The organism is Limnohabitans sp. 2KL-27, from assembly GCF_001269345.1.
GTDB lineage: Bacteria > Pseudomonadota > Gammaproteobacteria > Burkholderiales > Burkholderiaceae_C > Limnohabitans_A.
The window spans coordinates 339305-361101 of record NZ_CXOP01000001.1; the positions used below are offsets into that span (position 1 = coordinate 339305).

Here is a 21797-nt window from a genome sequence, read left to right on the forward strand (position 1 = left end):
GTCAGAAGAAAGTGGAAACAGCGGCATCCAAAGCGTCGCGCATGTCGGGGTCGTCGGTGATTGGGCGCACCAAGGCCACACGGCAAGCGGCTTGCGCGACCACGCCTTGGGCAATCAAGCTGCCCGCGTAAATCAACATGCGGGTGGAAATGCCTTCATCCAGACCATGGCCTTTGAGGTTGCGCGCCCGCTCGGCAATGCCCACCAACTTGGCAGCCACCTCGGTACTGACGCCAGTTTCGTGCGCGACGATTTCGGTTTCGATGTCGTGTTCGGGGTAATTGAAATCCAGCGCACCAAACCGCTGTTTGGTCGACTGTTTCAGGTCTTTCATCAGGCTTTGGTAGCCGGGGTTGTACGAGATGACGATCTGAAAATCGGGGTGGGCTTGCACCAACTCGCCCTTCTTTTCCAAGGGCAAAACACGGCGGTTGTCGGTCAAGGGGTGGATGACCACGGTGGTATCTTGACGCGCCTCGACGATCTCATCGAGGTAACAAATCGCGCCATAGCGGGCGGCCACAGCCAAAGGGCCGTCTTGCCAGCGGGTGCCGTTGGCGTCCAGCAGGAAGCGGCCCACCAGGTCGCTGGCGGTCATGTCCTCGTTGCAGGCCACGGTGATCAGGGGCTTGTTCAGCTTCCAGGCCATATGTTCTACAAAGCGGGTTTTGCCGCAGCCGGTGGGGCCTTTGAGCATCATGGGCATGCGCACCGAGTAGGCGGCTTCGAACAGCTCGACCTCGTCGGCCACAGGGCGGTAATAAGGTTCTTGGGCGACGCGGTAGGCGTCAAGTGGCTCGCTCATGTTGGTCTCCACAGGTCAGGGCTGACAGTGCCCGGTGCCATTCAATGGCAAGGCACGCTTCTTTCAGCTGCACCTTGACATTGAACCCTGCACCACGAATGGCGGTGCAGGCTCCAAAGGTGGACTTACACGGTTTTTCCGCGGAAGATCACCATCGACGCACCTTGCGACTGCGTAAAGTTGTTGTAGCCGATCAAACGAATGTGGTTGTCCGGGTTGGCTTGGCGGCAGGCTTCGCATTCGGCCAGCACCTTGTCCACATCGGTTTCACCGAACATGGGCAGCTTCCACATGTACCAGTAGGAGTCCATCAGGTACTGGGGTTCGGTGTGTTCGATGGCGGGGTTCAGGCCTTTTTTGACCAGATATTCCACCTGTTTGCGAATCTCTTCCTTGGTCATCGCGGGCAGGTAAGAGAAGGTCTCGAACTTGCGGCTGGCCGGATCGGACAAGCGGGAGTTGTAGTCTTGCATGCTCATGGTGTGTGTCCTTGACTGTGTTTCGGGGATTACTTGTGGGCGATGTCGAGCTTGTCGACGGTGTCGAATTCGAACTTGATCTCTTTCCAGGTTTCCATGGCGATCTTCAGTTCGGGCGAGTGCTTGGCGGCATCGCTCAGCACAGCCTTGCCTTCTTTTTCAACGGCCACGCCTTCGTTGCGTGCCTTGACGCAAGCTTCCAAAGCCACGCGGTTGGCGGCAGCGCCGGCGGCGTTGCCCCAAGGGTGACCCAAAGTGCCACCACCGAACTGCAAGACCGAGTCGTCACCAAAGATGTTGACCAGTGCGGGCATGTGCCAGACGTGGATACCACCGGAGGCCACGGGCAAGACGCCGGGCATGGAGCCGAAGTCTTGGTCGAAGAAGATGCCGCGGCTGCGGTCCTCCTTGATGAAGTCGTCGCGCATGATGTCGATCCAGCCCAAAGTGGAGGCGCGGTCGCCTTCGAGCTTGCCCACCACGGTGCCGGAGTGCAGGTGGTCACCACCTGACAAGCGCAGCACTTTGGTCAGCACGCGGAAGTGGATGCCGTGGTGCGGGTTGCGGTCGAGCACGGCGTGCATGGCGCGGTGGATGTGCAAGAGCATGCCGTTGTCGCGGCACCAGTTGGCCAAACCGGTGTTGGCGGTCAGACCCCCAGTGAGGTAGTCGTGCATGATGATCGGCGAGCCGATTTCTTTCGCGTACTCGGCGCGCTTGTACATCTCTTCGGGGGTGGGCGCAGTCACGTTGAGGTAGTGGCCTTTGCGCTCACCGGTTTCGCGCTCGGCTTTTTCAATGGCCTCTTGCACGAAGTCAAAGCGCTGACGCCAGCGCATGAAGGGCTGTGAGTTGACGTTCTCGTCATCTTTGGTGAAGTCCAAGCCACCGCGCAGGCACTCGTACACGGCGCGGCCATAGTTCTTGCCCGACAGACCCAGCTTGGGCTTGATGGTGCAGCCCAAAAGGGGCCGACCGTATTTGTTCATGATGTCGCGCTCGACCTGGATACCGTGGGGTGGGCCGCCGCAGGTTTTGACGTAAGCAATCGGGAAACGGATGTCTTCCAAACGCAAGGCACGCAAGGCCTTGAAACCAAAAACGTTACCGACCAAGGAGGTCAGCACGTTGACGACCGAGCCCTCTTCGAACAGATCGATGGGGTAGGCCACAAAGGCGTAAAAGCAGGTGTCGTCACCGGGCACGTCTTCGATGGCGTAGGCACGGCCTTTGTAGTAGTCCAGGTCGGTGAGCAAATCGGTCCACACCGTGGTCCAGGTGCCGGTAGACGATTCAGCTGCTACCGCAGCGGCCAGCTCCTCGCGGTCCACACCGGCTTGGGGCGTGATCTTGAAACAGGCCAGTATGTCGGTGTCCTTGGGCGTGTAATGGGGTTCCCAGTAAGTGCTGCGGTATTCCTTGACACCGGCGTTGTAGGTTTTGGTGGCCATGCGTTGTGCTCCTGTTGAAAGTTGAATGTCTGGCGGATTGGCCCAAAGTGACCGAGGCATTGCGGGGGGCAAGTGGGACCGTGGTGCTCTGAACTGATGCGAATTTTTAGACAGACTGACAATAAGTAAAAGTAAAATGTTTAGATCATCATCATTTACTTTAATAAAACAATGAACCTGAGGCACGCCACCTTGCACCAGCTGCGGATTTTTCAGGCCGTGGCCGAACACAACAGCTTTGCCCGCGCGGCTGAGGCTTTGCACCTCTCGCCCCCGACCTTGTCGCTGCAGGTCAAGCAACTGGCTGAAACCGTAGGGCAACCCTTGTTTGAACAATTAGGCAAAAAGATTTTTCTGACGGCCGCAGGCAAGATCTTGGCCGAGGCCTGTCAGGACATCGCCCGGCGCATGGACCTGCTCAGCGACGACCTGGCCGCGCTGCAAGGCGTGGAGCGCGGCAGCCTGAAAATTGCCATACTCACCACCGTGAAGTACACCGTGCCCAAACTGCTGGGCGGCTTTTGCGCAGCACATCCCGGCATCGAAGTGGCCATGGTGGTGGGCAACCGCGAAAACCTGCTGCAGCGCCTGTCGCAAAACCAGGACGACCTCTACATCATGGGCCAGCCACCTGAGCACATGGACGTGTTTTGTGAAGCTTTTGCCGACAACCCCTTGGTCATGGTGGCACCGCCCACCCACCTGCTGGCGGGCAAACGCCGCATCCGCCCCGAGCGACTGCGCCACGAGCCCTTCATCATGCGCGAGCCAGGTTCGGGCACGCGCTTGACCATGGAGCGTTTTTTCAGTGAACACGGCGTGACGCCCATCAACCGGCTGGAGCTGGGCAGCAATGAGGCGATCAAAAAAACCGTCTCCGGGGGGCTGGGGCTGGCTGTCTTGTCGGCCTCCACACTCGACGCCGAACTGGCCCTGGGCGAGCTGGTTCAGCTTGACGTCGTGGGCTTTCCCCTCATCCGGCGCTGGCACCTGGTCTACCCCCAGGGCAAGCGCCAGTCGCCCGCGGCCCTGGCCTTCAAGGCCTGGTTGTTTGAGCACCGTCCATAATTTGCACTTGACCTGACCCGCTTGATCCAGGACCTGCCCGATGAAAAACGCCACCTTCCGCCAACTTCGCGTGTTCAACGAGGTGGCCCGTCACCTGAGCTTTGTGCGTGCCGCCGAAAACCTGCACCTGACCCCGCCCGCCGTGACCATGCAGGTCAAGGAACTCGAAGGCCATGTGGGCATGCCCTTGTTTGACCGGCGCGGCAAGCAAGTGAGCCTGACCACCACGGGCGAGTACATGCTGGTTTATGCCCGCAAAATTCTGGCCACCGTGAAAGACGCCGAAGACGCCGCAGCCCGTTTGCAGCGGGCCGAAACCGGGGTGCTGACGATTGGCTTTGTCAGCACAGCCAAGTATTTCCTGATGCGCTTGCTGGCCGAGTTTCGCATCCTGCACCCGGGTGTGGACATCCAGATCTCGATCGGCAACCGCGATCAACTCGTCAGCATGCTGCAAAACAGCGAGGTCGACATCGCCGTGATGGGCCGCCCCCCCAAAGAGCTGCAAACCCGGGCCGAGCCGTTTGCGGCGCACCCGCATGTGTTTGTCTCGGCCGTGGACCACCCACTGGCCCAGCGCGACCACCTGCGTGTGGAAGACCTGCGCCCCTATGATTTCATCGTGCGCGAAAAAGGCGCGGGCACCCGCGCCGCCATGGAAAAGTTCTTTGAAGACACACATGTCGAGCCGCGCATGAAGATCCAGCTGCACAGCAACGAGATCATCAAGCAGGCCGTGATGGCGGGGTTGGGCTTGGGCTTTTTGTCGCTGCACACCATTGGCCTGGAGCTGGAGCACAACTTGATCCGCATGCTCGATGTGGAAGGCGCACCCGTGGTGCGCTCATGGAACGTGGTGCACACCCAATCCAAAATGCTCTCGCCCGCGGCCGAGGCGTTTCGCTACTTCATGCTCGAAGAAGCCGAAAGCCACCTGGCGCAACGCTTTGGCATGCACTGGCCTAAGGCCGCCTGAACGCTTGTCGCTTTCAGCGCTGGCGCATGGCCAGCAGGGGCCACAGCAGCACCGCTGCCGCCACGCCCACGCCTGCGGCCATGCCCAGCAAAGCGGCCCAGTCCACCCAATAGCCCATATCGCCCAGTGTGGACATGGACAGCGACGGCAAAGCCAGCACCGCCGCCAGCGCCACCAGCACGGCCAAGGCTGCCAGCGTTGAGGCGCTGACCCGCGCCAGCTTCTTGCGGTTGATCAGCATGACCGCCGCCCACACCAGCGCCAAAGGTAACAGCGCAGGCCACAGGTCTAAAGCGATTTCGTAGGCGATGTTCATCGCCAGCCAGATTTCATACATGCACGTCTCCTGATGTTTTGAGTGGGCTTCAGACCCGGCCCTGGAGCGTCGCCATGTAGGCGGGCTTGAGCATGCGGTATTTCATCAGCCAGGCAAAGTAGCCTGCCTGCAGCGGCTCGATCATGGGCAGCGAAGGCGTGAGATTGCCCGCGTAATCGAACTCGATCAGCATGGCCGAACCCTCTTTCACGATCAGCGGGCACGAGGTGTAACCATCAAACTTTTGCCCGGGCGCGCGGCCCGCGATCACGTCCACCACATGCTCGGCCACGATGGGCGCGCTCTTTTTGACAGTGGCCGCCGTCTTGCCACGCGGCGTGCCGTTCACATCGCCCACGCCAAACACATTGGGGTAGCGGCGGTGTTGCAGGGTGTCCTTGTCCACCTCCAGCCAGCCGCCTGCGGCAAAGGGGCCCTCTTTCCAGGCCAGGTCGGAATTCTTGACCGCATCGGGCGCACGCATGGGCGGCACCACATGGATGAAGTCGTAAGGCACCTCGGTGCTCGCGCCTTCGGGCGAGACAAAACGCGCCCGCTGCGCACCGATGTCGATGCCCTGCAGCTTTTGTGTGGTCTCGACCGCGATGCCCAGATCTCTCCAGCGAGAGAGCACGTTGTCGTTGACCACCTTGACGCCAAACACATTGCCCAGCGCCGAGTAAAACGTGAGTTTGGATTGGCCCAGCGTGCCCGATTGCGCCAAGCGGTCGCGCAGCATGAAAGTCATCTTGAGGGGCGCGCCCGCGCACTTGAGCGGCGTGGCCGGCAGCGTCAGCACCGCGTTGCCGCCCTTGCGCCGAAACGCGTCCATGCTGGCCCAAGTGGCCTGTGCTGCTTCGGGGCTGGGGTAGACGCTGGTCAGGCCTTTCTGACCAATCGCGTTCACATCCATGCCCTCGATCAGCGACCAGTCCTGGTGCGTGCCCATGGCCACCACCAGGTAGTCGTATGGGACGCGCTGGCCCGATGCCGTGACCACCGAATTGCTGGCTGGGTCCAGCTCGCTGACCATGTCCTTGATCCAGTTGAGCTGCGGCGGGTGAAAGTCGGCATTGCGGTCACGCACCTTGCTCACGGGCCACACGCCCGTGGCCACCAGGGTGTAACCAGGTTGGTAGTTGTGTTCTTCCTTGGGGTCGATCAGGGTGATCTTGGCCCCGTCGAGCAAGGCATGGAGCCGATTGGCCACAGCAATGCCACCCAAGCCACCGCCCAAAATCACGATGTGCGCCTGCGTTTTGGTTTTGGCCGCTTGGGCAGCGGGGGCTGCGCTGGCCAAAACGGCAGCACCTGCCGAGCCCAGCAACCACTGGCGGCGGCTCAGCGCGTTGGACCTGTTTTTTTGGTTTTCCATGGTGTCTCCTTTGACAAGGCGGCCATCTTCTCAGTGTGTGGCCCCATGGATTTGAGCTGGATCAATTTCATGCACAAAGGCTCTGTTTGAAGCGTTTTTTTGTCGATCCCAACCCGCCCCAGCAAAAGGCGAATCCTGAATTGATTTGCATCAACCGTTTGGCCGCGCCCATTTTTAGAATGCCGACCAAGCCGGGCCACAGGCCCTTTTTTGCCCATCGAACGGAACAACACATGAAAAACATCGCAGCCTGGATTTTGGGCGTGAGCCTCTCGGGTCTGGCCTTTGGCCAAGCCGCCACCATCGCCGTGGGCACGCCGTTGAACATCATCGACACCCAAAAAACGGTCGTGGTCCAAACCGCGAAAGGGCCCGTCACCATCACCCGCACCATGACCGCTTGTGCCAAAAACGGCGGCAACTTGCAGCCCCTGGTGCCCGTGCCCGGCGTGCACCCCGTGGGTGAAATTGAGATCCTCGAAGCCTTGAGCGACCGCAACGCCATCGTGCTGGACATGCGCGACACCAACGACCGCGTCAAAGGCACGATTCCCGGCTCGGTCGGCATCCCCTACACCGAAGTGGCGGCCCGCATGAACGAATTGGGTTGCAAGAAAAATGGCAGCCAATGGAACTGCGAATCGGCCAAAAAGGTCTACGCCTTTTGCAACGGCCCCGTCTGCCCCCAAAGCCCCATGGCCATCAAAGCCATGACCCGTGATGGCTTCCCGGCCAACAAGATTTATTACTACCGTGGCGGCATGCTGGACTGGGACGCCCTGGGCCTGACCAGCGTCAAAGACGAGTTTTAATCAGCTGCCTGACCTTCAATCACTGGCGCTGCAACAAAACTTCGTTGGTGATTTCATAGCGCCGGCCCTGTTTGTCGCAGGGCTTTAAGGCACCATCGCGCACCAGGCTGCTGATTTCGCGGCTGACGGTTTCGAGTTTGATGTCAAGCATGGCGCCCATGTCATCGCGTGCAAAAAACGAGGTGATGCCCGGTTGGTCGGGGTCGCGCATTTTCAGGGCCAGGGCGGCCACGCGTTGGCGGGCCGAACCGAAGTTCAGGTCGGCCAGCCAGTCGTCGGCGTCTTTCAGGGCTTGTTGCCACTTTTGCATCAGGCGTTTGTGCAGGCGTGGTGAGTTGCCCGACAAATGGTGCAGCACCGACAAGGGAATGCGGCAAACGTGGGCTTCGACCAGAGCAATGGCTTCGCTGTCGTAGCGGGCGGTGGCCAGGGCTTCGAGGCCAATCACGTCGCCAGGGCGCAGCACGCGCACGATGCGTTCGCGGCCATCGGCGGTGGCCCGCACCAGCTTGACCATGCCTTTGCGCAGCGTGAACACGCCTACCGCCGTTTGGCCTTCGGTATAGAGCGGGGCGTCAGCCGCGAACACCATGTCGTCGATGGGGGTGTGGATTTCGCCAAAGTCCTGTTCGTTCAGGTCGGCAAAGAGCACCATGTCGCGGATACCGCAGTTGCGGCAGTCCGAGGTGCCTTTCCAAGCCGAGTCAATCTTGATGGGGATCATGTTTTGAATTTAGCACGTCCAACGTGCCCCCAACTGACACAGGGTCTGGCTTTAGAGGGCTTTGCGCCCTTGCGCCATGCGGTCATCGAGGTAGGGACCATAAAAATCAGGTTTGTACGCGCCTTCCATGCGCTCGGCCACTTCTTTGCCGCCAGGTCCGAAAAACAGCAGCGTGGGCGTGATGGATACTTTCCACTGACGTGTGAGTTGGTCGTGTGTGGTGAGCTTGCCCGCAAAGTCGAGCACGGGTTGGTTGTTGCGCATGTCCACCTGCACGATGGCAGTGCCAGCACGCGCCATGGGTGAGAGGTGGCTTTGCCGAGCCTGGCGGCAAAACACACAGCCGTCCAGGCTGACCATGACGATCAGGGGCTGCTTGTTTTTGAGGGCGCGGGCCAGTTCGTCGGGCAGCGATTGGGCAGCGGGCAAGGTGGCATCGCGGCCCGATTGGGCCCAAACGGGGATGGCCGCAAGCGATACCCCCACCCGTAAAAGCCAGTCACGACGGCGCAAATCAGACGAGGAAAACATAGACAGGTTGGAAGCCATGAATTGCGGACCGTGGACAATAACGGGTTTTGCGTGACGGGATGACGCATCGCCTGATACCGCATTTTAAATATAAGAAACCAACGAATTATTGGAGAAATCCGTGAATCTCGCAAGCTTGCTCGAAACCTGGGGAGACTCCAATGTACTGGCCATGGCAGGTGCATTGGTGGGCTTCATCTTTGGCCTGGCGGCTCAGCGCACCCGGTTTTGTGCACGGGCAGCCGTGGTGGAGTGTTGCGAGGGAAAAACAGGTGACCGTTTCAGCGTGTGGTGGCTGGCTTTTGGGGCGGCGCTGGTGGGCGTGCAGGCGCTGGTCTTGCTGGGATGGCTGCAGCCTTCGACCTCGCGTTACATCGGTTCGCTGGGCAGCATTTCCGGCGCCATTTTGGGTGGGCTGCTGTTCGGAGCCGGCATGATTTTGACGCGCGGCTGCGCCAGCCGTTTGCTGATTTTGTCGGCCAATGGCAATTTGCGCGCCCTGCTCGCGGGCCTGGTGTTTGCTGTCACGGTGCAAGCCAGCATTGCCGGATGGCTTGCACCTGCACGCCAGGCCTTGGCCGGTTGGTGGCCTATCGATGGCGGCCCTGGGCGTGATGTGTTGCAGCTCACAGGCATCGGCCCCACGGGTGGGTTGGTGCTGGCACTTTTGGCTTTGGGCACCGGGTTTTACTTTTTCTTCAAAACGCACCAGCGCCGCTGGGGCTTGGCGCTCGGGGCCATCGCTGTGGGCCTGAGCATTGCACTGGGCTGGGGCCTGACGCAGGCGATTGCCTCCCAGTCGTTTGAAGCGGTGCAGCTTCAGGGGCTGAGCTTCAGCAGCGCATCGGCAGAGATGCTGATGCGAGTCTTGTCCAGCGCCACTTCCCCCAAATTGGGTTTTGATGCGGGTTTGCTGCCCGCCACATTTTTGGGGTCTTTGCTGGGCGCTCTGGTTGGTGGCGACTTCAAGTTCGAGGGCTTCAAGACCGAAAACAAGTTGGGCCATTACCTGATCGGCGCGGTGCTCATGGGTTTTGGCGCGGTGTTGGCGGGCGGCTGCACGGTAGGCGCGGGCATGACCGGAGGCTCGGTGTTCTCGCTCACAGCCTGGCTGACCCTGATCGCGATCTGGTTGGGCGCAGGTCTGGCCTGGCGCATCAACCGCAGCATGGGCTGGCCGATCTGAACGCTTGATCCGCGTCAATTGCGCACTACCGGTTAAGGCGTACATTTCATATCAGCAATCACTGATATGAATGGAGAGAACCATGTCGATGGCGCAATGGTTGGAAACCTATGGACAAGGCACCGTGCTGGCTGCGGGAGGGGGCCTGCTGGGTTTGTCTTTTGGATTTTTAGCGCAGCGCTCTCGCTTTTGCCTGCGGGCGGCGGTCATCGAGTTTTGGCACCGCCGGTTTGGCGAAAAGCTTTCGGTGTGGCTGCTGGCTTTTGCCTCGGCCGTCATTGGCGTGCAGTTGATGGTGTTGATGGGTTGGCTGGACACAGGCAGTGCGCGCCAAATTTCGGCCAAGGGCAGCATCTCGGGGGCTTTGATCGGTGGCTTGTTGTTTGGCGTGGGCATGGTCATGACGCGGGGTTGCGCCAGCCGTTTGCTGGTGCTGTCGGCCAATGGCAATTTACGCGCCTTGCTATCGGGTCTGATTTTTGCGGTCACGGCCCAAGCGGCTTTGGGCGGCGCTTTGTCACCGCTGCGCACGCACATCAGCAGTTGGTGGACCGTTGAGGGGGGGGCGCCACGCGACTTGTTGGCCCTGACGGGCATGAACCACTGGGCGGGTTTGGCCATGGGTGGCGTCTGGTTGGCTGCTGCCTTGTTTTTTGCCCTGCGCAGCCCGCAGCGCAATGTGTGGATGTGGCTGGGCGGCATTGGCACAGGTTTGTCCGTGGCGGGCGCATGGGGCTTTAGCCAATGGGTGGCCGCTGAGTCTTTTGACCCGGTGCAGATTCAGGGTCTGACGTTCAGCGGCCCTTCGGCCGAGTGGCTGATGCGGGTGATGCACTGGCCGGCCCCGGCTGTGGGCTTTGACTTTGGCCTGATGCCGGGGGTGTTTATCGGTTCCTTGATCGGAGCACTGGTGGGCCGCGACTGGAAGCTGGAGGGTTTTTCAGACGGTTACAGCATGCGCCGCTACATCGGTGGCGCGATCTTGATGGGCTTTGGCTCCATGCTGGCAGGCGGCTGTGCCGTGGGCGCGGGCGTGACGGGTGGGGCCATTTTTGCGCTGACCGCTTGGCTGAGTTTGGTGGGCATGTGGACAGGCGCGGGCCTGACGGACCGCTGGCTGGACGGTGGCGCTTCGGCCAAACCGACCAGCCTGCCCGCCGAGGGTTTCAAGCGGCCATAAGTTGGCGCTTGGGCGCAGAGCAAGCGCCCATCGCACACAGGATGGGCGCTTGTACAAAGCTCGCTTATTTACCGCTCAGATATTCCGCCACAGCGGCCATTTCCAAAGGTGACATTTTGCTGGCAATCGCGTGCATCACAGCGTTGTCGTTGGTGCGCTCACGCTGATTGAACTGTTTGAGCTGAGTTTCGGTATAGCCCGAATACTGCCCAGCCAGACGCGGCAATGACGTGGTGCCTTTGGCCTCGGCACCGTGACAGCTGGCGCAGGAGGCCAGGCCGCTGAACTTATTACCGTTGTGATAAATGTATTTGCCGACAGCCGCCAAGCCAGCATCTTTGGCAGGCTCTGTAGCCGCTGTTTGCTTTTCAAAGAACTTGCCCAGCGCCACCATTTCATCGGGGGTGAGCTTGGCCACCATGTCGGCCATGGCGGTGCTCTTGCGTTTGCCGGATTTGAAGTTCTCGAGTTGCTTGGCGGTGTATTCCCAGTGCTGGCCCGCTAAGCGCGGGAAGACTTCGCTGGACGATTCGCCCTCGGCACCATGGCACACAAAACAGGAGCCGCCCACGATCTTCTTGGCGCGGGCCTCATCGGCCTGGGCCATGGCCGATGGCGACAACCAGGCTGCGCAGAGCAACAAAACGGCAGGGGCCAAACGGCCAAGGGTAAAGCGTGTGTTCATGATCCACCTCGACATCGAACGCATGGGAGAAAAATTTCAGAAAAATTTGCCGTAAAAAAACGCCGCGAGTCGGGTGACTGCGGCGTTTTGGGCAAGCGCCATCAAGCCAGTGTGTCGGCCCAGATGTTGCGGGCCCAGGCGTGGGCATAGCGGCCTTCGAGCTCGTTGGCTGCGCTCGACACGCCACCCGAGCCGGGAACGGTCAGCATGGTCTTCTTCTCGGCGTCGTACTTGTGCACGCTGGCGACGTGGACCACATCTTCCGAGCTGACAAAGCTGTAGCAGGTGTTGTTGTAAATGGGCATGGGGTTGACTTGTTTGCCCATCAACAAGGCCACCACAGCAGCGGCGCAGGTTTTACCATGCTGGTTGGCCATGTGGCCAGATTTGGGCATACCCGGCGCGATCTGGATCGAGTCACCCAAAACGTGCACGTTTTTAGCCGCCTTGGATTCAAAGGTGAGGAAGTCCACTTCGCACCAGCGCTTGTTGGCGGTGGCCAGACCAGCGTTGACGGCGATGTCGCCGGCACGCATATTGGGGATGACGTTGAGCACGTTAGCCTTGATGTCGTCGTTGAACTCGAACTTCAAAGTGTTGGTGACGGCGTCCACATCGGTCACACGATGCTTACCACGGTACTCAACGATGCCTTTGTAGCGCTCGGCCCAGGCTTTTTTGAACAGCGGACCTTTGGAGGTCACGTCGTCGTTGGCGTCCAAAATCAGCACCTTGCTCTTGGGCTTGGCTTTGCTGAAGTACTCGGCCACCTGGCAGGCACGCTCGTAGGGGCCGGGAGGGCAGCGGTAGGGGGCCAGCGGGATGGACATGGCGAAGACGCCGCCGTCCGGCATGGCTTCGAGTTGTTTGCGAAGGGTGAGGGTTTGTGCGCCAGCTTTCCAGGCGTGCATGACTTTGTCCTTGGCATCCCCCTTGTTCATACCAGGCAAGGTTTCCCACATGAAGTCGATACCAGCAGAGACGATCAGGCGGTCATAGGCCAACTCGGTACCACCAGCCAGCTTCACGATGCGCTTGTCAGCATCGATGCTGTTAACGCGGTCCTTGACCACCTTCACGCCATGACGCTTGGTCAGGTTGTCATACGGGGTGGTGATGTCGGCGATGGTCTTGCTGCCACCGATCACCAAGTTGGAGATGGGGCAAGAAATGAAGGCATCGTTGGGCTCGACCAGTGTGACTTGGATTTTGTGCTCAGACCACATGCGCAGGTATTTGGCGGCCGTGGCGCCGGAATAGCCCCCACCAATGACCACCACCTTGGGGCCGCTGCCGCCACCCACGGTGGCACAGCCCGAAACCAGTCCCATGGCACCCAAAGCGGAGCCAGTCTGCAAAAAATGACGACGTTGCATGGCGGTTTTCCTTATTTCTTTTGTGCAGCAAAGTAGCCTGCGATGGCGACGATTTGCTCGTCAGAATAGCCCTTGGCGAGCTGATGCATGATCGTGGCAGGCTTGCGGCCAGCCTTGAAGTCGAGCATTTTCTTGACCATGTCATCTTTATTGGCACCGGCCAAAGACTCCATGCCTGGCTGGGCACGGCCATCGGTGCCGTGGCAAGCCGCGCACGATGCGGCCCAGCTGCGCACATGCAGCGGATCAACCTGGGCTTGTGCCAGGCCAGACATGGCGACCAGGGCGGCCGCTGTCAGAGCGTGTTGAATCTTCATGGGAAATGTCCTTGTAAAAAATCGGTCTAGCGATGACGTCAGTCGTCAGCACACTCAAGGGCGCAGGTACACAAATTTTTCGTTGGCCTGCAGCTTGGCCACTTCGGACACACCCGAGGGCACCACTTTGGCTTCCATCAGCAGCTTGTCGGCAGAAATTTTGCGCGAGACCAAGGTGTTGTTGCACACACGGAACTCCACGCCTTTGTTGACCAGATCCGCAACACCGCCAGCAAACGGCTGGTCCATCTGGTTGGTTGCGCCGTTGATCAAAAAGTCAATGCCCAGACCGTGGGTGACCACGACGATTTTGGCGGTTGGGTCGGCATTCAGGTGGTTGCGGATGTTGCCAATGGCCCGTGAAGCCTGGGGGATGCCTTCGCTCAGGTGGTACACCACCTTGACCTCGGCCCAGCTCAGGGTGCAGGCCAACAGGCCGGACATCAATAACAGGTGTTTTTTCATTCGTTGCTCCTTAAGTATGGATATTAGCCCGGTCAAGTGGGAAAGCGTGCCCGTGAAAACCCGGCCTCAAACTGACGTCGATCTTTCAATCGCTTTCGCTGGCGATCTGCACGCACACGGCGCGGCACAAGGTGACCACGCGGTCATTGATGATGCGGTAGTAAATTTGTACACCTTCGCGGCGCTTGCCCAGCACGCCCGCTTGGTAAAGGGTGTTCAGGTGCTGTGACATGTTGGGCTGGGTGGTGTCGATCTCGGCCAGCAACTCACCGACGTTCTTTTCGCCATTGCACAGGGCGCTGATGATGCGCAGGCGCATGGGGGCCGACATGACGCGAAAGACCTCGGCGGCTTTTTCAAAAACCTCTTCCGATTCGGTCAGGACGGCGTCTTCTGGTGGTGCTGTTTTGGCCATGGTGTCTTTTCTTCGAATGTCTCAAATGCCGCACGATTGTCCTTCAAAAGGCCGCGGGGCCAGCCCAGAGCGACAGTGACAGCCGGGGCGGGGAGACCTTGCAGCCATCAAGCTTTGCCATTTTTGCCGATTTTGGCGCAGTTTCCAACCATTGATTTGTTCTTTGCTTATGCAGAAATACAGATAAGCAGCCAGGCCTGCCCAGGCGGGTATGAAAAGGCCTCGGCGTTCTTGAATAAGATGGGCGGATGAACGCACATCACCCACTCCGACGTCGTCTGTTCCTGATCCTTGAAGGCCACAGCCACAAGGACCCCAAAGCGGCCGGGGTGTTTTCTTGGGTGCTGACCCTGATGGTGTTGTGCAGCGTCATGGCCGTGATCCTGGAGTCGGTGCCCGCCATCGAAGCGCAATATGGACAAAGTTTGGCCATATTTGACGCCGCGTCGATTGTGTTTTTCAGTGTGGAATACCTTCTGAGAATCTGGACGGCCGCCGAAAGGAAGCCCTCAACGCATCTCAGCGACCACCGCCGACGCCTGCGCTACGTCCTGAGCTTTCATGGCCTGATCGATCTTCTGGCCATCTTGCCTTTTTTCCTTCAGGCCTTGTTGCCAGGCCTGGACCTGCGGTTTTTGCGCGTTATCCGCGTCCTGCGCATCTTGAAGTTGTCGCACTACTCCTCGGCGCTGGAAGACCTGATGGCCGCCATCTACGCCGAGCGTGCCGCCTTCATCTCGGCGCTTTACCTGCTGGCGCTGTCGATCTTGATCACCGCTTGCCTCATGTATTACGCCGAGCACGACTTGCAGCCGGACAAAATGGGCACGATCCCGGATGCCATGTGGTGGTCCATTGTGACCATCACCACGGTGGGCTACGGCGATGTCACGCCCATCTCGCTTTGGGGCAAAGTGGTCGGGGCGTTCACAGCCTTGTCGGGGGTGTTCACGGTCGCATTGCTGACTGGCATTGTGGCTTCGGCCTTTGCCTCACGGGTGCGCACGCACGAGCTGGAGTTCGCCACCGAGGTGGAAGAACTGCTCAAAGACGGCCTGGTGGACAGCCTCGAAAAGCGAACCATTGAGCACCTGCGCCGGGAATTGGGCATCACCGAAGAGCACGCTCAGGCGATCGTGCGGCAAATCCTGGAAGAAAAATCACGGATGGGCGCTCGGGACTGAAAGACCAAAGCGCCCCAAGACGAGCGCTGCCCAAGTGATCAAGGAGCGGGTTGGCGCAAAGTCCGGCTGAGCAAAATCACCGGAATCAAACCCACCAGCACCAGCGCCAGCGAGGGCAGCGCGGCCTCGCCCAGGCGCTCGTCGCGTGCGAGCTGATAGGCCACCACAGCCAACGTGTCGCTGTTGAAGGGACGCAGCACCATGGTGGCGGGCAACTCCTTCATCACGTCCACAAACACCAGCAAGGCGGCGGCGATGGTGGTGCGTTGCAACAAAGGCGCGTGCACGCGGCGCATCAGGCCCCAGCCGGTCACGCCCAGCATGCGGGCCGAATCGTCCAGACTGCCAGGAATACGGGCATAGCCGCTTTGCACCGACTGCAAAGCCACCGCGCAAAAACGCACCAGGTAAGCCCAAACCAAACCCAAAGACGTGGCCGTGATCCAAGCGCCCGCCGAAGACGCCGGCCACGTCTGTTGAATCCATCCCACGGGTAAAAGCAGACCGACCACCACCACGGCGCCGGGGATGGCATAACCCAAGCCCACCAATTGAACGGCCCCTTGGCTGATCCGGTCAGCCCGGGTGCGCACGCCAAAGGCCAGCGCCAACGCCACCCCCACAGCCAGCACCGCCGTGACCGCGCCAAGGCGCAAGCTGGTCCAGGCCCACTGGCCAAAACGCTCCCAAGGCATCTCGCTGGTCTCGCCCACAAAAGCCCGCAGCATGATGAGCACTGGCAGCACAAAGCCCAGCAGCACGGGCACGCTGCAGACTGTCCACGCCAAAAAGCGGCGCGTGCCATGCAACTGCAAGGGCTGCGCTTCGGCCGAGCCCTGGCGCGAGCCGCGACCCTGGTTGAAGCGCATGCGTTTTTGGGCGCGTTGCTCCAGTTGCAGCAAAACCACCACCACGGCCAGCAGCACCGTGGCCAGTTGGGCCGCAGCGATGCGGTTGTCCATGGACAGCCAGGCTTTGTAGATGCCCGCCGTGAAGGTCTGGATGCCGAAGTAGCTGGACACACCGAAGTCGGCCAAGGTTTCCATCAGAGCCAGCGCCACACCCGCCGCCACGGCCGGGCGGGCCAGCGGCAAGGCAATTTCGCGGATGCGGCGGGACAAAGGTGCCCCTAACAGGCGGGCTGCCTCCATCAGACCCGAAGCCCGCTCCACCAAAGCGGTACGGGCCAGCAAATACACATAAGGGTAGAGCGACAAGGTGAACACCAGTGCCGCCCCCCAGACGCTGCGCACATCGGGCCACAAACGCCCCTGCCAACCCAGCGCCTCGCGCAAAGCCACCTGCAGCGGTCCGCTGAATTGCAAAAAGTCGGTGTAGGCGTAGGCCACCACATAGGCCGGCATGGCCAGCGGCAAGAGCAGCAGCCACTCAAAAACGCCGCGCCCCGGAAAATCAAACAGTGTGACCAGCGCCGCCGTGGCCAGGCCCAACACCGTCACACCGACCGCCACCATCAGGCACAAGCCCAGCGTGGTCAGCGCGTAATCGGGCAGCACGGTGGCCGCCATCTCGCGCAAGATGCTGGCGCTCTCGCCGCTCCACTGCAGCCACGAGCCGAGCACAGCCAAAACCGGCAAGGCCAAAGCCAGCGCCAGCAAAGCGAAGAGCAAGGAAGGTAGGCCCGAAAAACGGCGGGCCAAGGAGGTCAGCATAGTCTTGGATTGTAGGAGCGCACAACAACCTGCCTACAATCCCGAGCATGTTTCTAGAACTGCGCCAACTCGACATCCAGTACCCCGGCAGCTCTACGCCTGCGGTGCAGGGGGTGAACCTTGGGCTGCGCTCGGGCGACGTTGGCGTGCTGATCGGCCCCTCGGGCTGCGGCAAAACCACCTTGCTGCGGGCGGTGGCAGGTCTGGAGCCGGTCACAGGTGGTCAGATTTTGCTGTCCAGCCGGGTGGTCAGCGACAAAGGACACACCGAACCGGCCGAGCGCCGGCGCATTGGCATGGTGTTTCAGGACTATGCGCTGTTTCCGCACATGGATGTGGGCCGCAACGTGGGCTTTGGGCTGGCACACCTGACCTCAACAGAACGGCAGGCCCGCGTGACCGAAGTGCTTCAACTGGTGGGGCTGGAGGGCGCAGAAAAGCGCTTCCCACACGAACTCTCGGGCGGCCAGCAGCAACGCGTGGCCTTGGCTCGGGCGCTGGCACCCCAACCCGACCTGCTGCTGCTGGACGAGCCGTTTTCCAATCTGGACATCGACCTGCGCGAGCGCCTGGCCCACGAGGTGCGCAACATCCTCAAGGCCGCCAAGGCCACCGCGCTGCTGGTCACGCACGACCAGCTCGAAGCCTTTGCCATTGGCGACGTGATCGGCGTGATGAACGAAGGTCAACTGCACCAGTGGGACGACGCCTACAGCCTCTACCACCGCCCGGCCACCCGATTTGTGGCGGACTTCATTGGCCACGGCGTTTTCACGCCTGCCACGCTGCGCGAGGTGGACGGACACATTCTGGTCAGCACCCCGGTGGGCGAGCTGCGCGATGTGGCTGAATGCCCCCTGCCCTGTGCTTTTGAAGGCGGCCAATGCGATGTGCTGCTGCGGGCCGACGACATCGTGCACGACGACGATGCCCCAGTGAAGGCGCAGATCATCCGCAAGGCTTTTCGGGGCTCGGAGTTTTTGTACACCTTGCGCCTGGCCAGCGGCGATCTGCTCATGGCCCACGTGCCCAGCCACCACGACCACAAGCTGGGCGAGTGGATCGGTATCCGCGCCGAGGTGGACCACGTGGTCACCTTCAACCGCGCCTGCCCGGTGAACGACCGCGAACTGTGCCAGATGCCTTGCGCCAAAGCCGAGGCCTGTGAACACACCGACCCGCAGTACCAGCCAGTCAAGTTTGTGTGATCAAGAACCCGCTGGCCTTGTGCAAAGCGATGGCCCAGACCGCGAAAAGCCCTGCACCATCACCGAACGCAGTAGTAATAAAGCTCGTTTGAGCGGACTTCGCTTTCAGGGCGAATGGGAGAAGGATTGGGCAAGTCTGGGGCCAGCACCATTTGCTTGGCCAAAGCCCAAACGCGCCCACCGGTTCGCACGCCCTGGTTCCAATCGCCCAGATTGGACATGAACTCGTATTCTTCGGCTGTCGGCAAGCGCGCCTGAATGCTCTGGCAAGTCCGCTCTGCGGCCGCGGCACTGCGGGTGTGACTGATCGGCACGCCCGGCGCTCCGACCAGCTCCAGTGTCTGTTGGCCCATCTTGACTTTGGAGGGGAACTGGGTGTGCTGGAATTCTACAAACAACTGCCCGCCGATCGCACGCATGACTTGGTCGGGTCTGCCCTTGGCTTGGTAGCTGTAAGTTCGCCCCGTACTGACCTGAATGTGCAGGGTCACGACCAGATCGCCCTTGCATGTCGGCGCATAAGAGTAAGTACCCCAGGCCATGGCATTGAGTTTGCCCAACATGCTGGCATCCAAGTAACCCTGGCGTTTTTGATCGCGCAAATCACGGGCCAATGCATAAATGGGGGCCGGATTGAAGAACGTGATGTTGCGTTGGCGTGGTTGGAGCTTGGTGTATTGGGCATCCAATGAGGCTTTCAGACTCCCCTCCAGCAGCACATCCATCCCTTTGCCTGCGCTGGCCCTCTCTCGGTTGATTTGGGTGTTCCGGTCCAGCGCGTTGAGCAATTCCACCAACTGCGCAGGGTCTGCACCCGCGTTGATCAGTTGGATCAGTTGCTGGCTCAAGTTCTTGTGATTTTCCTGAGTCGTCGTGCCGTAAGCCTCTTGATGAAGGGCACGGTTTGCCAAACCATGATGGGGCTGTAGTGGTCAGCCCAAACAGGCAAGCAGCACAAAAGCGCAATGAGTCCTGAGCGTTTCATACGACATCCTAGCCGAGGAAATTGAAAAATCTGTCAACAATTGTCCATCTAATGATCAATCTTGGCTGTTTCATTTCTGATGTGGACTGCACTGCAAACATTGCCGGTTTACAAAATCGTGCACTCAGACCATGATGCACCACTTAATGAATACCAAACAACTCATTCATGGCAACACTGGTCAACACCCACAACCGGCCCACATCGGCTGCCGTCGACGACGCGCCGGTGGTGCAGTTGGTGCAGCAACTGCTGGAACAAGCGGTTGCACTGAAGGCCTCGGATTTGCACTTTGAACCCTATGAGCACCATTACCGGGTGCGCATGCGCATCGACGGCGAGTTGCGTGAAGTGGCCGCCCCGGCCATCGCGCTGAAAGACCGGCTGGCTTCGCGCATCAAGGTGCTGTCGCGGCTGGACATCGCCGAAAAACGCCTGCCACAAGACGGCCGCATGAAGCTGCAATTGGCCAACGGTCGGGAACTGGACTTGCGCATCAGCACATTGCCCACCTTGTTTGGCGAAAAGTTGGTCGTCCGGGTGCTGGACGCCGCGCAGGCCCCATTGGATTTGACCCGCTTGGGCTACGAGCCAGAAGACCTGGCCCGATTGGTAGAAGCCATTCAACGCCCGCATGGCATGGTGCTGGTGACCGGACCAACCGGCTCGGGCAAGACCCAGTCGCTGTACGCCTGCCTGAACCGGCTCAACACCCCGGAAGTGAACATCGCCACGGTAGAAGACCCCTGCGAGATCCAGTTGCAGGGCATCAACCAGGTGAATGTTCAAGACAAGCCCGGTCTGACCTTTGCCATCGCCTTGCGGGCTTTTCTGCGGCAAGACCCAGATGTCTTGATGGTGGGCGAGGTGCGCGATCTGGAGACGGCCAACATCGCCGTTCAGGCGGCACAGACGGGCCATCTCGTGCTGTCAACCTTGCACACCAACGACGCCCCCGGCACGCTGGTGCGCCTGCGCAACATGGGCGTCGCCCCCTACAACATGGCGGCCAGCGTCAGCCTGATCACGGCGCAACGCCTGGTGCGCTGTCTGTGCGCACTGTGCAAGGCACCAGTGAAATTGCCTGCTGGAGTCTTGGTGCAAGCGGGCATGCCCAGCGCTTGGCTGAGCGCCGATAGGGTAGACGTCTGGCAGCCCGTAGGCTGTGCGCATTGCCACAAAGGGTTTTCAGGGCGCACCGGAATTTTTCAGGTCATGCCCGTGAGCGCCGACATGCAGGCCCTGATCCTGCAAGAAGCCGGCAACCAGATGTTGGCCCAGCAGGCCCAGCGCGAGGGCGTGGTCAGCCTTCGGGCAGCAGGGTTACGCAAGGTCTTGCAAGGCATCACCTCGCTGGACGAGGTGGTGGCCAACACGCGGGACGGCTCATGAGCAAATCCCCTGTTTTCGCTTGGCAGGGACGCGATGCCCTGGGCCGCTCGGTGCAAGGGCGACTGCAGGCCCAAGGGGCCGGCTTGGCCCGCGCGCAACTGCGCCGACAAGGCGTTCAGCACGTGCGGCTGCAGCGCCTGTGGTTGGAAAGACCTGCCCGCGTGCGACCCGCCGACCTGTCGTTGATGACACGGCAACTGGCCGCTCTGCTGCGTGCGGGCGTGCCCTTGTTGCAAGCCCTGGAGATGCTCTTGCGCAGTCTGAACGCCGTGGCCCTGATGGAGGTGATGCAAACGGTGCGCGACGATGTGGCGACTGGCATGGCTTTGCACGAAGCTTTGGCCCGACACCCGAGCCACTTTTCGGGGCTGTACACCAGCATGGTGCAAGCGGGCGAGGCCGCTGGCATTCTGGACACCATGGTGGAGCGCTTGGCGCACACGCTGGAGAAAAACGAGGCCCTGCGCTCACGCGTGCGCTCGGCCCTGATGTACCCCAGCGTGGTCATGGCGGTGGCCATCGCGGTGCTGGTGCTGATTTTGGTTTTCGTGGTGCCGGTGTTCGAAGAGGTCTTCCAGTCCTTCGGGGCCGATTTGCCTTGGGCCACCCAAATGGTGGTGGCACTGAGTGAAGGCCTGAGCGCAGCAGGCCCTCTGGCGGCCTTGGGTCTGTTGCTGGGTCTGTGGTTTTGGCAGCGCCCACAAAGTGCCCCAAGCAAGATCCAAGGCTTGCGCGACCGTTGGTTGCTCAAGTTGCCACTGCTCGGGCCATTGATCGGCACGGCGGTGGTCGCCCGCTGGGCGCAAACCCTGTCGGCCTTGCTGGCGGCAGGCGTGCCCCTGAGCGAGGCACTGGGTCCCGTGGCACAGGCCTGCAACCACACCGTCTATGCACGTGTGACGGCACAGGTGCAAAGGCAAGTGGTGCAGGGCAGCCGGCTGAGTGAAGGCATGGCCCGCAGTGGCCGCTTTCCGGACATGATCGTGCAGCTGTGCGCGACAGGCGAAGAAACCGGGGCGATGGACCACTTGCTGGCGCGTGCAGGGGGTTTGATGGAAACCGAAGTCGATGACCGGCTCAACGGTTTGTCGAGTTTGCTCGAACCCTTGATCATTGTCGTGCTGGGCGGTCTGATTGGCGGTATTCTCGTGGCCATGTATTTGCCAATTTTTCGTTTGGGTCAGGTGTTCTGAG

General features: G+C 60.5%; 22 protein-coding genes and 1 pseudogene. 9 read left to right on the top strand and 14 right to left on the bottom strand.

Annotated elements, in window-relative coordinates; all coding sequences use genetic code 11:
* Position 1: 1 nt before the first annotated feature.
* From LHAB_RS01665 to LHAB_RS01675, 3 genes are all read right to left on the bottom strand, one after another.
* The gene (locus tag LHAB_RS01665; protein ID WP_090043842.1) at positions 2–805 is read right to left on the bottom strand and encodes a CbbQ/NirQ/NorQ/GpvN family protein; all 804 of its coding nucleotides are present in this window, start codon (positions 803–805) and stop codon (positions 2–4) included.
* A 125-nt stretch (positions 806–930) separates the two neighbouring features.
* On the bottom strand, positions 931–1284 hold the full coding sequence (locus tag LHAB_RS01670) for a ribulose bisphosphate carboxylase small subunit (protein ID WP_062402883.1): 354 nt from the start codon (positions 1282–1284) through the stop codon (positions 931–933).
* Between the two features lie 29 nt (positions 1285–1313).
* On the bottom strand, positions 1314–2735 hold the full coding sequence (locus LHAB_RS01675; RefSeq protein WP_089952944.1) for a form I ribulose bisphosphate carboxylase large subunit: 1422 nt from the start codon (positions 2733–2735) through the stop codon (positions 1314–1316).
* 171 nt (positions 2736–2906) lie between these two features.
* Between LHAB_RS01675 and LHAB_RS01680 the strand changes: the two genes are divergently transcribed.
* A complete protein-coding gene (locus LHAB_RS01680) occupies positions 2907–3803 on the top strand; it encodes a LysR family transcriptional regulator (RefSeq protein ID WP_090043635.1) in 897 nt (298 codons plus the stop codon).
* Positions 3804–3843: 40 nt separating this feature from the next.
* Positions 3844–4779, top strand: a complete 936-nt coding sequence (locus LHAB_RS01685; RefSeq protein WP_090043636.1) for a LysR family transcriptional regulator — start codon at positions 3844–3846, stop codon at positions 4777–4779.
* Positions 4780–4792: 13 nt separating this feature from the next.
* Here LHAB_RS01685 and LHAB_RS01690 read toward each other — a convergent pair whose 3' ends face one another.
* Together LHAB_RS01690 and LHAB_RS01695 are read right to left on the bottom strand one after the other, a co-directional pair.
* On the bottom strand, positions 4793–5116 hold the full coding sequence (locus LHAB_RS01690) for a hypothetical protein (protein WP_090043637.1): 324 nt from the start codon (positions 5114–5116) through the stop codon (positions 4793–4795).
* A 28-nt stretch (positions 5117–5144) separates the two neighbouring features.
* Positions 5145–6470, bottom strand: coding sequence for an NAD(P)/FAD-dependent oxidoreductase (locus LHAB_RS01695; protein ID WP_090043638.1), 1326 nt, complete (start codon positions 6468–6470; stop codon positions 5145–5147).
* 233 nt (positions 6471–6703) lie between these two features.
* Between LHAB_RS01695 and LHAB_RS01700 the strand changes: the two genes are divergently transcribed.
* Positions 6704–7282 (top strand): rhodanese-like domain-containing protein, encoded by a 579-nt coding sequence (locus LHAB_RS01700; protein ID WP_090043843.1) that lies wholly within the window; start codon positions 6704–6706, stop codon positions 7280–7282.
* 19 nt (positions 7283–7301) lie between these two features.
* Here the strand turns inward: LHAB_RS01700 and LHAB_RS01705 are convergent, their stop codons facing one another.
* Both LHAB_RS01705 and LHAB_RS01710 read right to left on the bottom strand, forming a co-directional pair.
* Entirely contained in the window at positions 7302–8006 is a 705-nt protein-coding gene (locus LHAB_RS01705; RefSeq protein ID WP_090043639.1) for a Crp/Fnr family transcriptional regulator, read from the bottom strand.
* Positions 8007–8057: 51 nt separating this feature from the next.
* Complete coding sequence (locus LHAB_RS01710) at positions 8058–8555, bottom strand: thioredoxin fold domain-containing protein (RefSeq protein ID WP_228763308.1); 498 nt, start codon at positions 8553–8555, stop codon at positions 8058–8060.
* 103 nt (positions 8556–8658) lie between these two features.
* Here LHAB_RS01710 and LHAB_RS01715 point away from each other — a divergent pair, with 103 nt between their 5' ends.
* Positions 8659–9723: a YeeE/YedE family protein gene (locus LHAB_RS01715; protein WP_228763309.1), complete on the top strand. Its 1065-nt coding sequence runs from the start codon at positions 8659–8661 to the stop codon at positions 9721–9723.
* A gap of 82 nt (positions 9724–9805) precedes the next feature.
* Positions 9806–10903, top strand: a complete 1098-nt coding sequence (locus LHAB_RS01720) for a YeeE/YedE family protein (RefSeq protein ID WP_228763310.1) — start codon at positions 9806–9808, stop codon at positions 10901–10903.
* 64 nt (positions 10904–10967) lie between these two features.
* Here the strand turns inward: LHAB_RS01720 and LHAB_RS01725 are convergent, their stop codons facing one another.
* The 5 genes from LHAB_RS01725 to LHAB_RS01745 form a co-directional block, all read right to left on the bottom strand.
* Positions 10968–11588, bottom strand: a complete 621-nt coding sequence (locus LHAB_RS01725; protein WP_228763311.1) for a c-type cytochrome — start codon at positions 11586–11588, stop codon at positions 10968–10970.
* A gap of 101 nt (positions 11589–11689) precedes the next feature.
* On the bottom strand, positions 11690–12964 hold the full coding sequence (locus LHAB_RS01730) for an FCSD flavin-binding domain-containing protein (protein WP_090043643.1): 1275 nt from the start codon (positions 12962–12964) through the stop codon (positions 11690–11692).
* 11 nt (positions 12965–12975) lie between these two features.
* Complete coding sequence (locus LHAB_RS01735) at positions 12976–13281, bottom strand: c-type cytochrome (RefSeq protein ID WP_090043644.1); 306 nt, start codon at positions 13279–13281, stop codon at positions 12976–12978.
* A gap of 54 nt (positions 13282–13335) precedes the next feature.
* Entirely contained in the window at positions 13336–13746 is a 411-nt protein-coding gene (locus tag LHAB_RS01740) for a DsrE family protein (RefSeq protein WP_090043645.1), read from the bottom strand.
* An 85-nt stretch (positions 13747–13831) separates the two neighbouring features.
* Positions 13832–14161, bottom strand: a complete 330-nt coding sequence (locus tag LHAB_RS01745) for an ArsR/SmtB family transcription factor (RefSeq protein WP_090043646.1) — start codon at positions 14159–14161, stop codon at positions 13832–13834.
* Positions 14162–14409: 248 nt separating this feature from the next.
* Between LHAB_RS01745 and LHAB_RS01750 the strand changes: the two genes are divergently transcribed.
* A complete protein-coding gene (locus LHAB_RS01750; protein ID WP_090043647.1) occupies positions 14410–15345 on the top strand; it encodes an ion transporter in 936 nt (311 codons plus the stop codon).
* Positions 15346–15383: 38 nt separating this feature from the next.
* On the opposite strand, the gene LHAB_RS01755 is transcribed toward LHAB_RS01750, so the two are convergent.
* Entirely contained in the window at positions 15384–17018 is a 1635-nt protein-coding gene (locus LHAB_RS01755; protein ID WP_090043648.1) for an ABC transporter permease, read from the bottom strand.
* 47 nt (positions 17019–17065) lie between these two features.
* On the opposite strand from LHAB_RS01755, the gene LHAB_RS01760 reads away from it, so the two are divergent.
* Positions 17066–18226 (top strand): ABC transporter ATP-binding protein, encoded by a 1161-nt coding sequence (locus LHAB_RS01760; protein ID WP_090043649.1) that lies wholly within the window; start codon positions 17066–17068, stop codon positions 18224–18226.
* Between the two features lie 59 nt (positions 18227–18285).
* Here LHAB_RS01760 and LHAB_RS01765 read toward each other — a convergent pair whose 3' ends face one another.
* Positions 18286–19074 (bottom strand): hypothetical protein, encoded by a 789-nt coding sequence (locus LHAB_RS01765; protein ID WP_090043650.1) that lies wholly within the window; start codon positions 19072–19074, stop codon positions 18286–18288.
* Between the two features lie 341 nt (positions 19075–19415).
* On the opposite strand from LHAB_RS01765, the pseudogene LHAB_RS01770 reads away from it, so the two are divergent.
* Both LHAB_RS01770 and LHAB_RS01775 read left to right on the top strand, forming a co-directional pair.
* Positions 19416–20603, top strand: a pseudogene (locus tag LHAB_RS01770) (GspE/PulE family protein); the annotation flags it as partial.
* Positions 20600–21796 (top strand): type II secretion system F family protein, encoded by a 1197-nt coding sequence (locus LHAB_RS01775; RefSeq protein ID WP_090043652.1) that lies wholly within the window; start codon positions 20600–20602, stop codon positions 21794–21796. The pseudogene LHAB_RS01770 and the gene LHAB_RS01775, both read left to right, overlap by 4 nt.
* Position 21797 lies beyond the last annotated feature (1 nt).

Coding starts and splice junctions, on each gene's coding strand:
- LHAB_RS01695 (WP_090043638.1), bottom strand. CDS start 6,470: ATGGAAAACCAAAAAAACAGGTCCAACGCGCTGAGCCGCCGCCAGTGG.
- LHAB_RS01685 (WP_090043636.1), top strand. CDS start 3,844: ATGAAAAACGCCACCTTCCGCCAACTTCGCGTGTTCAACGAGGTGGCC.
- LHAB_RS01745 (WP_090043646.1), bottom strand. CDS start 14,161: ATGGCCAAAACAGCACCACCAGAAGACGCCGTCCTGACCGAATCGGAA.
- LHAB_RS01675 (WP_089952944.1), bottom strand. CDS start 2,735: ATGGCCACCAAAACCTACAACGCCGGTGTCAAGGAATACCGCAGCACT.
- LHAB_RS01665 (WP_090043842.1), bottom strand. CDS start 805: ATGAGCGAGCCACTTGACGCCTACCGCGTCGCCCAAGAACCTTATTAC.
- LHAB_RS01690 (WP_090043637.1), bottom strand. CDS start 5,116: ATGTATGAAATCTGGCTGGCGATGAACATCGCCTACGAAATCGCTTTA.
- LHAB_RS01760 (WP_090043649.1), top strand. CDS start 17,066: ATGTTTCTAGAACTGCGCCAACTCGACATCCAGTACCCCGGCAGCTCT.
- LHAB_RS01720 (WP_228763310.1), top strand. CDS start 9,806: ATGTCGATGGCGCAATGGTTGGAAACCTATGGACAAGGCACCGTGCTG.
- LHAB_RS01725 (WP_228763311.1), bottom strand. CDS start 11,588: ATGAACACACGCTTTACCCTTGGCCGTTTGGCCCCTGCCGTTTTGTTG.
- LHAB_RS01750 (WP_090043647.1), top strand. CDS start 14,410: ATGAACGCACATCACCCACTCCGACGTCGTCTGTTCCTGATCCTTGAA.
- LHAB_RS01670 (WP_062402883.1), bottom strand. CDS start 1,284: ATGAGCATGCAAGACTACAACTCCCGCTTGTCCGATCCGGCCAGCCGC.
- LHAB_RS01775 (WP_090043652.1), top strand. CDS start 20,600: ATGAGCAAATCCCCTGTTTTCGCTTGGCAGGGACGCGATGCCCTGGGC.
- LHAB_RS01710 (WP_228763308.1), bottom strand. CDS start 8,555: ATGGCTTCCAACCTGTCTATGTTTTCCTCGTCTGATTTGCGCCGTCGT.
- LHAB_RS01755 (WP_090043648.1), bottom strand. CDS start 17,018: ATGCTGACCTCCTTGGCCCGCCGTTTTTCGGGCCTACCTTCCTTGCTC.
- LHAB_RS01735 (WP_090043644.1), bottom strand. CDS start 13,281: ATGAAGATTCAACACGCTCTGACAGCGGCCGCCCTGGTCGCCATGTCT.
- LHAB_RS01705 (WP_090043639.1), bottom strand. CDS start 8,006: ATGATCCCCATCAAGATTGACTCGGCTTGGAAAGGCACCTCGGACTGC.
- LHAB_RS01740 (WP_090043645.1), bottom strand. CDS start 13,746: ATGAAAAAACACCTGTTATTGATGTCCGGCCTGTTGGCCTGCACCCTG.
- LHAB_RS01700 (WP_090043843.1), top strand. CDS start 6,704: ATGAAAAACATCGCAGCCTGGATTTTGGGCGTGAGCCTCTCGGGTCTG.
- LHAB_RS01680 (WP_090043635.1), top strand. CDS start 2,907: ATGAACCTGAGGCACGCCACCTTGCACCAGCTGCGGATTTTTCAGGCC.
- LHAB_RS01730 (WP_090043643.1), bottom strand. CDS start 12,964: ATGCAACGTCGTCATTTTTTGCAGACTGGCTCCGCTTTGGGTGCCATG.